The organism is Jannaschia seohaensis (genome assembly GCF_900116765.1).
Lineage (GTDB): Bacteria > Pseudomonadota > Alphaproteobacteria > Rhodobacterales > Rhodobacteraceae > Jannaschia > Jannaschia seohaensis.
The window spans coordinates 26,328-40,034 of the sequence record NZ_UETC01000008.1 but is presented as its reverse complement, the minus strand read 5'-3'; the positions used below and the strand labels follow the sequence as shown (position 1 = coordinate 40,034).

The 13,707-nt window shown below is 68.5% G+C and carries 11 protein-coding genes; 8 read left to right on the top strand and 3 right to left on the bottom strand.

The annotated features are described in order from the left end of the window. Positions 1 to 66: 66 nt before the first annotated feature. From DTQ71_RS15650 to DTQ71_RS15630, 5 genes are all read left to right on the top strand, one after another. Complete coding sequence (locus tag DTQ71_RS15650) at positions 67 to 648, top strand: LysE family translocator (protein ID WP_109565241.1); 582 nt, start codon at positions 67 to 69, stop codon at positions 646 to 648. A 37-nt stretch (positions 649 to 685) separates the two neighbouring features. After that, positions 686 to 2,536, top strand: coding sequence for an ABC transporter ATP-binding protein (locus DTQ71_RS15645; RefSeq protein WP_109565240.1), 1,851 nt, complete (start codon positions 686 to 688; stop codon positions 2,534 to 2,536). Positions 2,537 to 2,623: 87 nt separating this feature from the next. Beyond that, a complete protein-coding gene (locus tag DTQ71_RS15640) occupies positions 2,624 to 4,483 on the top strand; it encodes an ABC transporter ATP-binding protein (RefSeq protein ID WP_109565239.1) in 1,860 nt (619 codons plus the stop codon). After that, positions 4,484 to 5,692: a class I SAM-dependent RNA methyltransferase gene (locus tag DTQ71_RS15635; protein WP_109565238.1), complete on the top strand. Its 1,209-nt coding sequence runs from the start codon at positions 4,484 to 4,486 to the stop codon at positions 5,690 to 5,692. Next, on the top strand, positions 5,689 to 6,480 hold the full coding sequence (locus DTQ71_RS15630; RefSeq protein WP_109565237.1) for an ion transporter: 792 nt from the start codon (positions 5,689 to 5,691) through the stop codon (positions 6,478 to 6,480). The genes DTQ71_RS15635 and DTQ71_RS15630 overlap by 4 nt, the downstream gene beginning before the upstream one ends. A 144-nt stretch (positions 6,481 to 6,624) precedes the next feature. On the opposite strand, the gene DTQ71_RS15625 is transcribed toward DTQ71_RS15630, so the two are convergent. Beyond that, positions 6,625 to 7,266 carry a sugar transferase gene (locus tag DTQ71_RS15625; protein WP_109565329.1) on the bottom strand — a complete coding sequence of 214 codons (642 nt, stop codon included), beginning with the start codon at positions 7,264 to 7,266 and terminating at the stop codon, positions 6,625 to 6,627. Further along, on the bottom strand, positions 7,263 to 7,985 hold the full coding sequence (locus DTQ71_RS15620) for an NAD-dependent epimerase/dehydratase family protein (protein ID WP_170125457.1): 723 nt from the start codon (positions 7,983 to 7,985) through the stop codon (positions 7,263 to 7,265). Before DTQ71_RS15620 ends, DTQ71_RS15625 begins: the two co-directional genes overlap by 4 nt. A gap of 203 nt (positions 7,986 to 8,188) precedes the next feature. Here DTQ71_RS15620 and DTQ71_RS15615 point away from each other — a divergent pair, with 203 nt between their 5' ends. The 3 genes from DTQ71_RS15615 to DTQ71_RS15605 all read left to right on the top strand — a co-directional run bounded on the left by DTQ71_RS15615 (position 8,189) and on the right by DTQ71_RS15605 (position 11,431). Continuing rightward, complete coding sequence (locus DTQ71_RS15615; RefSeq protein ID WP_109565235.1) at positions 8,189 to 10,363, top strand: YjbH domain-containing protein; 2,175 nt, start codon at positions 8,189 to 8,191, stop codon at positions 10,361 to 10,363. Further along, the gene (locus DTQ71_RS15610; protein WP_109565234.1) at positions 10,360 to 11,049 is read left to right on the top strand and encodes a YjbF family lipoprotein; all 690 of its coding nucleotides are present in this window, start codon (positions 10,360 to 10,362) and stop codon (positions 11,047 to 11,049) included. The genes DTQ71_RS15615 and DTQ71_RS15610 overlap by 4 nt, the downstream gene beginning before the upstream one ends. Before the next feature lie 130 nt (positions 11,050 to 11,179). Then, positions 11,180 to 11,431: a hypothetical protein gene (locus DTQ71_RS15605; RefSeq protein WP_109565233.1), complete on the top strand. Its 252-nt coding sequence runs from the start codon at positions 11,180 to 11,182 to the stop codon at positions 11,429 to 11,431. Positions 11,432 to 11,789: 358 nt separating this feature from the next. On the opposite strand, the gene dxs is transcribed toward DTQ71_RS15605, so the two are convergent. Continuing rightward, positions 11,790 to 13,706, bottom strand: a complete 1,917-nt coding sequence (gene dxs, locus DTQ71_RS15600) for a 1-deoxy-D-xylulose-5-phosphate synthase (RefSeq protein WP_109565232.1) — start codon at positions 13,704 to 13,706, stop codon at positions 11,790 to 11,792. Position 13,707 lies beyond the last annotated feature (1 nt).

Sequence of the window (13,707 nt, the reverse complement as noted above, 5' to 3'; positions counted from 1 at the left end):
CCCCTCCGACCCAAGCCGCGCACGCCGGAGCTTGCGGCGGCGCGCAAACCCCGCCAATGCGACGCCATGCTCGACCCGCTTTATCTCTTCGTCTTCGCGGGGCTCTTCACCCCGGGCCCGAACGTCATCCTGCTGACCGCCTCCGGCGCGCGGTTCGGCTTCCGGCCAACGATCCCGCATGTGCTCGGCGTGGCCTTCGGCGTGGGCGTGACCTCGGCGCTGACCGCGCTCGGGGTGGGCGCGCTGCTGCTGGCCGTCCCGACGCTGACCTTCGCGCTCAAGGTTGCGGCCTGCGGCTGGATACTTTGGATGGCGTGGAAGCTCTTCCGCTCCACCGGCGCGACGGCCAAGGGCAAGGACCGCCCCTTCACCTTCATCGAGGCGGTGCTGTTCCAATGGGTGAACCCCAAGATCTGGATCGTCGCGCTGGCGGCGGCCTCGGGCTATGCCTCGGACCTGCCGGCCCATCTGGAGGCGCTCCGAATCGGCTCCGCCTTCTCGGGCATCAACCTCTTCGTCTGCCTGTTCTGGACCTTCGCGGGGACGTTGCTGGCCTATCTGCTCAAGACGCCTCTGGCCTGGCGGATCTTCACCTCCGTGATGGCCGCCGCACTGGCCGCGTCGGGCGTCATGGTCTTCTTCGCATGAGACCCTACCTGGCCAGGGCAGCCTGAAAGGCGCCGCCATGTTCCGCCGCTTCGAAAGCCTTATCGACCCCTATGTCGCCCATGCCGAGGACGACACGCCTCCCGCGCGGCTCTGGCCGTTCCTGCGGGCCTGGACGCAGCCGTTCCACCGGCTCTTCGCGCTGACAGCGCTGGTGTCGGTCGTCGTCGCGGCGATCGAGGTCGGTCTGATCGCCTATATGGGCCGGGTGGTCGATCTGCTGTCGGAGCTGAGCCCGGCCGAACTGGCCCAGCGCCATGGCACGGAACTCATCCTCGCGGCGCTCTTCGTCCTGCTTCTGCGGCCCGCCGTTCAGGCGCTCGACGTGCTGCTCATCAATAACGCGGTGCTGCCGCAGATGGGCGCCTTGTTCCGCTGGCGGGCGCATAACCACGTGCTGCGGCAATCGGTGGGCTGGTTCGAGAACGACTTCGCCGGGCGCATCGCCAACCGGATCATGCAGACGCCGACCTCGGCGGGGGATGCGGTCTTTCAGGTCTTCGACGCGATCACCTTCGCGCTGGCCTATGTGGTGGGCGCTGCGATCCTGCTGCTGGACGCGGACCCTCGCCTGCTGCTTCCGATGCTGCTCTGGCTCCTGCTCTATGGGGTGCTGGTGCGTTGGACGATGCGGCGGGTCGGGCCGGCCTCCAAGGCCAGTTCGGATGCGCGGTCGATGACGACCGGCCGGGTGGTGGACGCCTATACCAACATCCATTCGGTGAAGCTCTTTGCCCATGAGGGGCAGGAACTCGCCTATGCCCGCGACGCCATCGAGACCACGCGGCGCACCTTCGCCGCCGAAATGCGTCTCTTCACGATCATGGATGTGGCGCTGGTGGCGCTCAACGGGCTGCTGATCGTGGGCGTGGTCGGCTGGGCGGTGCTGCTTTGGATGCAGGGCACGGCCTCGGTCGGCGTGGTGGCGGCGGCGACGGCGCTGGTGCTCAGGCTCAACGCGATGACCGGCTGGATCATGTGGGCGCTGTCGACCTTCTTCCGCTCCCTCGGGGTCGTGGCCGAGGGGATGGAGACCATCGCCCAGCCGATCCAACTGACAGACGCGCCGGACGCCAAGCCGCTCAAGCTGACCCGGGGCGCCATCGCCTTCGATGCGGTGACGCATCTCTATGGCGGCACCAGCGGCGGCGTGACCGGGCTGACCCTGCGTGTGGCGCCGGGCGAGAAGGTCGGCGTGGTCGGGCGCTCGGGCGCGGGCAAGTCGACCCTGGTGAAGCTGCTTCTGCGTTTCTACGACCCTGAGACGGGCCGGATCGAGATCGACGGGCAGGACATAAGCCGCGTCACCCAGGGCAGCCTGCGCCACGCCATCGGCATGGTGCAGCAGGATTCCTCGCTATTGCATCGCTCGGTGCTGGAGAACATCCGTTATGGCCGCGCTGACGCCACCGAGGCGGAGGTGCGCGCCGCCGCCGAAAAGGCCCACGCACATGATTTCATCCTGGGGCTGCAGGACGCGCAGGGCAACAAAGGCTACGACGCGCAGGTCGGCGAGCGGGGCGTGAAGCTGTCGGGGGGCCAGCGCCAGCGCATCGCGCTGGCCCGCGTCATCCTCAAGGACGCGCCCATCCTGGTGCTCGACGAGGCGACGGCGGCGCTCGACTCGGAGGTCGAGGCCGCGATCCAGGACACGCTCTATGGGATGATGGAGGGCAAGACCGTCATCGCCATCGCGCATCGCCTGTCGACCATCGCCGCGATGGACCGGATCGTCGTCATCGACGCGGGGCGGATCATCGAGGAAGGGACGCATGAGCAACTGCTTGCGCGCGCCGGCCTCTATGCCTCGTTCTGGGCGCGGCAATCGGGCGGCTTCATCGATACCGAGTCGAACGCGGCCGCTGAATAGCTCAGAGGCGCTTCGGCCCCTCCGCACAGGTCACTGCGCAATCCTGGCCCTCGCAACCGGGGGGCGCGCGCCCTAGATGGGTCGGACATGTCTCGACTTCTTCGCCACGTCGCGGACCGCTTCGCCGGTCTCGTCCCCGCCTTCGCCCCGGCCGAGGGAGCGCCCCCGCGCGACCTTCTGGCTTTTTTCCGCTGGTGCCTCCATGGGGCGTGGCCCTGGCTGATCGTGGCCTTCGGCGCCTCGGCGCTGGCGGGCACGACCGAGATCGCGACCGCCTTCTTCCTGGGCGCGGTGATCGACAGCGTCGCGGGCGAGACCGAAGGATACCTCGCGCGGAACGCTCTGCTGCTGGGCGGGTTCATGCTGTTCTATCTGCTGCTGCGCCCGCTCACCTTCGGCGCGTCGGCGGCCTTCAACGGCATCACGGTCATGCCCAATGTCTACCCGCTGGTGCAGTCCCGCTTGCACCGCTGGACGATGGGCCAGTCGGTGACGTTCTTCGACAACGATTTCGCGGGGCGCATCGCCACCAAGCAGATGCAGACGGCGCGGGCCGTGACCGAGGTCACCAACGAGTTCATCAACGTCGTCGCCTTCGCCTCGGCCTCGCTGATCGGGTCGCTGCTCTTGATGTTCGCCATCGACTGGCGCATCGCGTTGGCGCTTGGGATTTGGCTGGTCGGATATGTCGCGCTGTTCCGCTGGTTCATGCCGCGCATCCGGACGCGCTCCAAGGCGCGGGCGGCGGCGCGGGCGATGGTGACGGGCCAGGTCGTCGACACGATCACCAACATCAAGACCGTGAAGCTCTTTGGTCATGCGGAGCACGAGGACCGCTCCGCGCTCGACGCGATGGCCACCCTGCGGGAGCGGGCGCTGGCCTTCGGGCGGATGTCGACCTCGTTCCGCTTCATGCTGATGTTCTGCGCGGGGCTCCTGCCTATCCTGATGATCGGCGGCTCGGTTCTCTTGTGGCAGGCGGGCCAGGCCACGGCGGGGGACATTGCGGCGGCGGGGGCGATCTCGTTCCGGCTCAGCCAGATGACGGGGTGGGTCTCGTTCACGCTGATGGCGCTCTATGCCAATGTGGGCGAGGTGGAGGACGGGATGCACACGCTCGCCCATCTGCACGCGCTGACGGACGCGCCCGACGCGCATGACCTGCCGCGGCTCGACGGCGCGATCCGGCTGGAGGACGTCACCTTCACCTATGGCCGCGACGAGGGCGGGATCTCGGGCTTCGACCTGACCGTGGCCCCGGGCGAGAAGATCGGCGTGGTCGGGGCCTCGGGCGCGGGCAAGTCCACGCTAGTGGCGCTGCTGCTGCGGCTATACGACCCGGAGGAGGGGCGGATCACAGTCGATGGGCACGACCTGCGGGAGGTGACGCAGGACAGCCTGCGCCGCCAGATTGGGATGGTCACGCAGGAGACGGCCATGTTCAACCGCTCCGCCCGCGACAACATCCTCTACGGCCGCCCCGACGCCTCGGAAGAGGAGATAATCGACGCGGCCCGCCGGGCCGAAGCGCATGATTTCATCGAGGGCCTGCGGGATCACAAGGGCAATACCGGCTATGACGCCTTCCTGGGCGAGCGCGGGGTGAAGTTGTCGGGCGGCCAGCGCCAGCGCATCGCCCTGGCCCGCGCCATCCTCAAGGACGCGCCGGTTCTCGTTCTGGACGAGGCGACCTCGGCCCTTGATTCCGAGGTGGAGGCGGCGATCCAATCGGCGTTGGAGCAGGTGATGGAGGGCAAGACCGTGATCGCCATCGCGCACCGTCTCTCGACCATCGCGCGTATGGACCGGATCGTGGTGATGGAGGCGGGGCGCATCGTCGAGCAGGGCACCCATCGCCAGCTGCTGGCGAAGGGCGGCACATATGCCCGATACTGGGAGCGGCAATCGGGCGGGTTCATCGGGGTCGAAGATGTCGCGGCGGAGTGAATGCCCGTGCTGACCGTCGAGACGCTGGGGGCCAGGGGAGATGGCGTTGCGGGCGGCGTCTATGTGCCGCGCAGCCTGCCGGGTGAGGTCGTGACCGGCGAGATCGTCGGCGATCGGATGCCCGATCCGAAGATCGTGACGCCCTCGCCCGACCGGGTCGCCCCGCCCTGCCCGCATTTCCGCCGCTGCGGAGGCTGCGCCCTGCAACATGCCTCCGACGGGTTCGTGGCCGAGTGGAAGGTGGAGATCGTGCGCGGGGCCCTGGCCCGCGCCGGGATCGAATCGGAGGTTGCGTCGGTTGAGACCTCGCCCCCCGCGACCCGCCGGCGCGCGGCGCTTTCGGGACGCAAGACGAAGAAAGGCGCGCAGGTGGGGTTCCATGTGCGCGGCTCGGATGAGATCGTCTCCATCCCCGAATGTCATGTGCTGCATCCCGCGCTGCTGGCCGCGCTCCCGTCGCTGGAGGCGATCACGCGCATGGCCGCCGCGCGGGGGACCGAGATCACGCTCCAGCTCACGCGGACCGAGACCGGGCTCGATCTGGCGCTCGACGGGGCGAAACCGCTGGACCGCGCGGCGATGAGCGCGCTGGCGCCGCTGGCGGCTGGCTTCGCGCGCATCACCTGGAACGGGGAGCCCGCGCTGCAACAGCTGCCGCCGCGCCTGACCCTGGGCCGCGCGCCGGTCACGCCGCCGCCGGGCGCCTTTCTCCAGGCGACCGAGGCCGGCGAGGCGGCGCTGGTGGCGCGGGTGCGCGACGGGCTGGGCGCGGCCACCGCCGTCGTCGATCTCTTCGCCGGCATGGGCACCTTCACCTTCCCCGCCGCCGAGCGCGCCCGCGTGCACGCGGTGGAGGGTGATCCGGCCCTGATCGCCGCGCTGGAGCAGGGGGCACGGCAGGCCCAGGGGCTGAAACCCGTCACCGGCCAGGTGCGGGATCTCTTTCGCGACCCGCTGACCGCCGCGGAGCTGTCGCGCTACGAGGCCGTCATCATAGACCCGCCCCGGGCGGGCGCGGCCGCCCAGGTGGCGGAACTGGCGAGGGCCGATCTTTCGCGCATCGCCTACGTCTCGTGCAACCCCGCTACCTTCGCGCGCGATGCGGCCATGCTGACGGAGGCGGGATGGCGCCTGGGCCCCGTGACGGTGGTGGACCAATTCCGCTGGAGCGCACATATCGAACTCGCCGCAACTTTCGAGAGACCATGACCCGCGCCCGCCTGGAACAGATCATCGACAGCGCTGCGATCCGCAACACGATCATCGCCGTCATTGTCCTCAACGCCATCGTCCTGGGGCTAGAGACCGTACCGCCCGTCTATGACCGGTTCAGCGGGGTCCTGGTCGCGTTCGACCGCGCCTGCCTGGCGATTTTCGTCGTGGAACTGGTGGCCAAGATGATCGCCAAGGGGACGCGCTTCTGGCGGGACGGGTGGAACCTGTTCGACTTCGCCATCGTCGCGGTGGCGCTGGTGCCCAATGCCGGGCCGTTCAGCGTGCTGCGCGCGCTGCGGATCCTGCGGGTGCTGCGCATCATCTCGGTCTTTCCGCGCCTGCGCCGCGTGGTCGAGGGCTTCGTCACCGCGCTGCCCGGGATGGGCAGCGTGTTCCTGCTGATGGGGATCATCTTCTATATCGCCGCGGTGATGGCCACCAAGCTCTTCGGCGCGTCTTTCCCGGAATGGTTCGGCGACCTCGGATCGTCCGGCTATTCGCTGTTCCAGATCATGACGCTGGAAAGCTGGTCCATGGGGATCGTCCGCCCGGTCATGGAGGTCTACCCCTACGCCTGGGCCTTTTTCGTACCGTTCATCATGGTGACGACCTTCGCCGTGGTGAACCTGCTGGTCGGTCTGATCGTGAACTCGATGCAGGACGCCCATGCGGAGGAAACGAACGCCGCGACCGACGCCTATCGCGATGAGGTGCTGGAGAAGCTGCGCGTCATCGAGGCACGGCTGGAGTCGGCGGAGAAGGCGCGCGGTTCGGCGAAGTGAGCCAACCCGAACTGGCGCGCGCGTGGCGGGCGGGGTGGGGGGCTCTGCCCCCCGTCGGCCCAAGGGCCGACTCCCCCCGGAGTATTTCCGGCCAGAAGAAGGACTGTCCGCCGCGAGGGAGCGCTGGGCCGCGGCGGTCCGGGCTCAGAGCGGACGGCCCTTGCGGATTGGGCGCCAGCGGCGGGGGATGAAGCGGGCGGTCGTCCAGGCGACCAGCTTCACGTCCAGCCAGAGGCTCCGGTTGCGCTGATAGATCAGGTCGAGCGCGGCCTTTCGGGGGACGCAGCGGCGTATATAGGCCGCCTCGGTTTCCTCGGGCGTCGTGGCGCGGGCCAGGATCCGCTCTTCATGCGCGGCATAGACCAGCGAGGCGAGGCCGGTGACGCCGGGGCGCGAGCGCAGGACGCGCGCATAGAGATCGGGAAACATCTCGACATAGCGGCGCAACGGCGGGCGCGGGCCGACGAAGCTGATATCGCCGCGCAGGATGTTCCAAAGCTGCGGGAGTTCGTCCAGCCGCACCCGCCGCAGCTTGGCGCCAAGCGGCGTGATCCGGGCCGACTTGTCGCCGCCGGTGACGCCCTGATCGGTGGCGGCGACGGTCATGGTGCGGAACTTCCACAGGATGAAGGCCTCGGTCGGGCTGCGCATCCGCTCCGAGCCGTAGAGGATGGGGCCGTCCCGCCCGCGCCAGACCAGACCGGCGATGACCAGCATGACCGGCGCCAGGATCACCGCCAGCACCAGCGCGAGCACGATATCGAAGAGCCGCTTGCCGGGGGTCACGCCGTCGCCTCCCGCCATTCGGCCACCAGCGCGTCGGGCGTGGCCGGGGCGAGCGGCACCAGCGCCTCCAGCGGCGCGGTGTCCAGGTGGACCTCGGCCAGGGCCTCGGGCGGGGCGGGGACCGGGGTCCAGGCGTGCCCCGCCGCGCTCGCAAGGTCGCCCATCGCGACCGGGCCGGGGGCGGCGAGGTTGAGGATGGAGGGCAGGGCTGGGGCGCTTGCCAGCCTCTCCAGCACGCGGGCGAGGCTGCGGGGGCCGATATAGCTGCGCCGGGGCGTGGTGCCGTCGGGCCAGACATGGATCGCCGGCACCGCGCCGGGGGTGAGGTTGCCGAACAGCGCGTCGGCCCCCGCGACATTGCCGAGGCGCAGGCAGACGGCTTCGGGCCCGTCGGGATGGGCGGCGCGCCACTTGGCGACGGCGCGCTCCATCTCGGCCTTGGCGGTGCCATAGGGCGCGGCCGGGCTGGGCGCGGCCTCGGCGCTCAGCGGAGAGGGCGCGCGCCCGTAGACCGCCGCCGAGGAGAGCAGGAAGACCCGGGGCACGCGGTGGGCGCGGGCTGCCTCCAATGCCGCCAGCGCGACATCGGTATTTGCGCGGAGCGCGGCCGCATCCCCGCGCGTCACCCCCGCCAGCGCCACGAGCGCCCGCGCCCCCGCGACCCCCGAGAGCGGATCGGTGCGGGACAGCCAGACGGCTCCGGGCAGAAATGGCCGCATGAGGCGGGCGACGCGGCCGGTGGAACCGGTTAGGGCGAGGGGAGCGGAAGTCATCAGGCAAGTCCGATCGGCGGGCGGCTGCCCGACTAGACGGCGCCACGTTGCGGAATCAAGACACATCGCGCCATGCCCACGGCTTTGCCCTTTCCATCCGGCGCTTGCGCACTGATAACGGGCGCAGCGATTGGCAGAGGGGCTGCGCGATGCGGACGATCCGAACGATGCTGACGGGCCGAACGATCCTGACGAGCCTTCTCTGCGCCGGGCTGGTGGCGCCTGCCGGCGCGCAGCAGGCGCCCGAACCCCGCCGCTCGGTCAGCAGCTATGGCGTGCCCGGGCTGATCGACATGCCGAGCGCGCAGATGCAGCCCGATGGCGAGATCGTCACCAGCATCTATGGCCTGTCCAACGGGTCCGGCCGGACGCAGCTCTCGTTCCAGATCCTGCCCCGGGTGCAGGGTGTGTTCCGTTACGCGACCATCCCTGACTTCCTGCGCGTGGGCGACGAGTTCATCCGGACCTATGACCGCAGCTTCGACGTGCGGTTTCAGGTCCTGAAAGAGAACGGCTGGATCCCGGACGTGACGGTGGGCTTGCAGGATTTCGGCGGAACCAGCCTGTTCAGCGGCGAATATGTCGTGGCGTCCAAGACCTTCGGCCCGCAATGGACGGCGACGGCGGGGATCGGCTGGGGCCGGTTCGGGTCGGCGGGCAGCTTTACCAACCCGCTGGTCGCGCTGGACGAGCGGTTCCGCGACCGGCCCCGCTACGATGTCAATACCTCCGGCGGCCAGTTCTCGACCTCATCCTGGTTCCGGGGCGACGCCGCGCTGTTCGCGGGCGTGGAGTTCCGGCCCAACGACCGCTGGACGCTGAAGGCGGAATACTCCTCCGACGGCTACCGCGAGGAAGAGGCGCGGGGCATTTTCGATCGCAAGTCGCCGCTCAATTTCGGGGTCGAATACAACCTCGCCCCCGGCATCCGCTTGGGCGGCTACGCGGTCGGCGGGTCGGAGTTCGGCTTCAACATCCAGCTCGCCCTGAACCCCAAGCGCCCGCCCACCGGCGGCAGCGGCCTGGAGGGCGCGGCGCTGCCCGTGGCGCTGCGCCCCTCGCGGGACGCGCAGCCTCAGCTCTGGTCGGAGGCCTGGGTCGGCGCGGCGCAGGTCGAGGAGCCGGTCGTCGCCGGGCTCGACGCGGTGTTGGCGGAGGCCGGGCTGGAGCTGATCTCTTATCGGCTGACCGGGGACCGGGTCGATATCCGCTTCCGCAACCCCCGCTACGCCAGCGAGGCGCAGGCGATCGGACGGGCCGCGCGGGCCATGGCCGCGACGCTGCCGCCCTCGGTCGAGACCTTCGTTCTGACGCCCGAGAACGAGCGGAGCCTGGGCTCTGCCTCGGTCATCCTGCGGCGCAGCGACCTGGAGGCGATCGAGAACCGTCCCAATGGCGCGGCCGAGATGCTGGCGGTCGCGGGGATCGTCGATTCGGCGAGCCTGCCCACGGATGGGCGCCGCTATGTCGAGGACGCCTATCCCCGGCTGAACTGGAATATCGGCCCCTATATCGGCTATTCGCTGTTCGACCCGGACAATCCCTTTCGCGTCGATGTCGGTCTCGCGGCGTCGGCCGAATGGGAGCCGGTGCGCGGTCTCGTCCTGGGGGGGGAAGTCCGCCAGAAGTTGATCGGGAACCGCGACGAGTCGGTGCGGGAGAGCAATTCCGTGCTGCCGCGCGTTCGCACGAACGGGCCGGAATTCCTCAAGACCGATGACCCGTTCATTCCCTACCTGACGGCGTCCTATTTCTTCCGTCCCGGTCAGAACCTCTATGCGCGCGGCACGGTCGGTCTGTTGGAGCGGGAATTTGGCGGCGTCTCGGGTGAGGTGCTGTGGAAGCCGGTGAATTCGCGTCTCGCCATCGGGGTCGAGGCCAATATCGTCCGGCAGCGTGAGTTCGACGGGCTCTTCGGCTTTCAGGACCTTGAGGCCGAGACGGCCTTCATCTCCGCCTATTACGATCACGGCGCCCGCTTCTACAGCCAGCTCGATGTGGGTCAGTATCTGGCGGGCGACCGGGGAGCGACTTACACGCTCACGCGGGAGTTCTCGAACGGCTGGCAGGTGGGCGCCTATGCCACCCGCACCAATGTCAGTGCCGAGGAATTCGGGGAGGGCAGCTTCGACAAGGGCTTCTTCCTGCGCATTCCGACCGACTGGTTGCTCGGCCGGCCCACGCGCCAGACCAGCGGTCTGACGATTCAGCCGGTGCAGAGGGACGGAGGCGCGCGGCTCACGATTCGCGACCGGCTCTATCCGCTGGTCCGGAGCCAATCCGCCCCGGACTTGACCGAACGCTGGGGGAGGTTCTGGAGATGACGTTGACCCGCTGGTCCCGACCTTTCGCCGCTTTGCTCCTGGCGGCTCTGGCCGCCTGCTCCGGCGGCACGGAGAACGCGCCGCCCGCCAATGACAAGCTGCTCTTCGCCGCGCTCCAATCCCGATTCGCGGGGCTTGCGGGGGAGGAGCCCGCGGCGGACGCGCGGGAGGTCCTCACGCCCGCGATGGTGGCGGGGTCGCCCACGCCGCTGCTGCTGGTGGTAGTGCAGGAGACGGATATCGGCCTGACGATGGTTCCGCGCGCGGTCAAGCTCGGAACGGAACAGTGGCGCGACATCTCCGGCGGTGGCCTGTTCCGGCGGAATGGAATCCTCGTGGGTACGCGCGGTTTCGGCTTCGACCTCCACACGGCCGATGTCGCCCCGCTGGCCGCTGCACTGCGCGCGGGCGGCGGCGAAGACGTAGAGCGGGTCAATCGCTATATCGACGGTCAGAATCAGATCGTTGCGGTGCAGTTCCTCTGCTCCGTCCGGCCCGTGGGGCAGGAGCGTTTGAGCTATTTTGGGGTGAACATCGACACGACGGTCTACGAAGAGGACTGCGTGTCCGACGGCGGGGGCTTTGTGAATCGATACTGGCTGGACGCAGGCGGAACCGTGCGCCGGTCCGTTGAATTGATCGCCCCCGAGTCGGGATCGCTGGACGTGATCGTCCTAAAAGTGTAAAGAGATTAGGCGTCGGGGAGGGCTGAGCGTGTCAATGCTGCATCTGCGGCATATGCATTGCGGATTGAGGCTTGAGACCTGGGCGCGAGCAGCTTAGTCCTGCGAAGAACGACTGACATGGAGATCCGTTGTGAAGAAAATTGCCACTCTCTCGGCGGCCGCATTGCTCGCGCTGTCGCCCACCGCCCTTCTGGCCCAGAAGCTCGGGGATGCCGGCGTCTCTGACGACGTGGTCGTCGCGGAAGACGACGATGCCGTTCTCGTCGGCCCTGGGATCGACGGCGCTGCCGCCGCTGCCGCTGCCGGCGGTCTCCTGGCGCTCGCCCTGCTGCTGGGTAGCGATGGCGACGGGTCGACCACGACGACCACGACCGAAGACTGATCTTTTCGCTCGGCGCCCCTCGTGGGCGTCGGGCTCGCCGTTTCGGCGAAAACGCGCTTTGCTCGGGTGAGCATATTTGCTTGACCCAATTCCCTCTGGAACAGGGGCATGCGTTAGCTCTGTTGGCGTTATATGCCGACAGAGCTTTTTTTATGGATATAACGATCCCAGTCATGCGCGCCGCGTTGGGGCCGATCGGTCACTTCGACGTAACGACCGGATCGCTCGGGGCGTCGGCAGCGCCGGATGGCTGCTGCGGTTTGCGGAGATGACTGATCAGCGGGCGCCAGGGCAAGGTCGGCATACAGTTCGGGACGGCGGACCAACGGCCTCGCCGTCTTTCGCTTTACCGGGGCGGTCAGGCGCGTTTGCTCAACACCTGCACGCCGAGAACCGAGAGCACCTTCGCCTCGATGTCTTCGACATTGAGCCCGGCCGCCGCATACATCTCGCGCGGGCCGGCCTGGTCGATAAACGCATCGGGCAGCACCATCGAGCGGTAGCAGAGGCCGGTATCGAAGACGCCCTCCTCGGCGAGGAGCTGCGCGACATGGCTGCCGAAACCGCCGATCGCACCCTCCTCGATGGTGATCAGCGCCTCATGGCGCGCCGCGAGGTCGAGGATCAGATCCCGGTCCAGAGGCTTCGAGAAACGCGCATCGGCGACGGTCGGCTCGATTCCCCGGGCCATCAACCGCTCCCGCGCTTCCTCGACCTCGACCAATCGCGCGCCGAAGGACAGGATCGCGACCTGCGCTCCCTCATGCACGATCCGGCCCTTGCCGATTTCGAGCGGGACGCCCCGCTCGGGCATCTCGCAGCCGACGCCCTCGCCTCGCGGGAAGCGGAAGGCGATCGGCCCCGAATCATGCGCGGCGGCCGTCGCAACCATGTGGCGCAGCTCCGCCTCGTTCGCGGCGGCCATGACGGTGAAATTGGGCAAGTTGGACAGATAGGCGACGTCGAAGCTGCCGGCATGGGTCGCGCCATCGGCACCCACCAACCCCGCCCGGTCGATGGCGAATCGCACCGGCAGGTTTTGCAGCGCGACGTCGTGGACGACCTGGTCGTAGCCCCTCTGGAGGAAGGTCGAGTAGATCGCGGCGAAAGGCTTCATCCCCGCCGCGGCCAGGCCCGCGCAGAAGGTCACGCCATGCTGCTCGGCGATACCGACATCGAAGCAGCGGGCCGGGAAACGCTCCGCGAAGAGGTTGAGGCCGGTGCCGTCGGGCATCGCGGCGGTGATGGCCACGATCTTGTCGTCCTCGGCGGCCTCCTGGATCAGGCTCTGGGCGAAGACCTTGGTATAGGAGGGCGCATTGGACTTGGCCTTTTTCTGCTCTCCGGTGGCCGGGTCGAACTTGCCCGTGGCGTGGCCCCGGTCGGCGCGGTGCTCGGCGAAGCCCTTGCCCTTCTGCGTGATCGCATGGATCAGGATCGGCCCGTCCGCGCGCACCTTCACGGTGCGCAATACCTGGAGCAAGCTTTCCATGTCATGGCCGTCGATGGGGCCGACATAGCTGAAGCCCAGTTCTTCGAAGAGGGTGCCGCCCACCGTGATGCCCTTGAGCATCTCCTTGGCGCGGCGCGCCCCCTCCTGGAAAGGCGGCGGCAGGAAGCCCACGGCGCCCTTGGCGGCGGCCTTGAACTCCTGGAACGGCGCCCCGGCATAGAGCGAGGACAGATAGGACGACATCGCGCCCACCGGCGGGGCGATGGACATCTCGTTGTCGTTGAGGATGACGATCAGGCGCTTCTTGAGGTGGCCCGCATGGTTCATCGCCTCATAGGCCATGCCGCCGGACAGCGCCCCATCCCCGATCACGGCGATGGCGTCGCCCACGTCGTCGGCGCCCAGTTCCCGCCCCATGGCGAAACCAAGCGCCGCCGAAATGGAGGTGGAGCTATGGGCCGCGCCGAACGGGTCGTAGATGCTCTCGGTCCGCTTGGTGAAGCCGGACAGCCCGTCCTTCTGGCGGATCGTGCGCATCCGGTCGCGGCGGCCCGTGAGGATCTTGTGCGGATAGCACTGATGGGAGACGTCCCAGATCAGCTTGTCGCGCGGCGTGTTGAATACGGCGTGGATCGCGACCGTCAGCTCGACCACGCCCAGCCCCGCGCCCAGATGGCCGCCGGTCTGGCTGACGGCCCAGATCGTTTCGGCCCGCAATTCGTCGGCGAGGCGTTTGAGGTCGCGATCGGGCAGGACCCGCAGATCGGCGGGCCCTCCGATCCGATCGAGCAGGGGCGTCGCGGGGCGGGCTTGGTCGGTCATG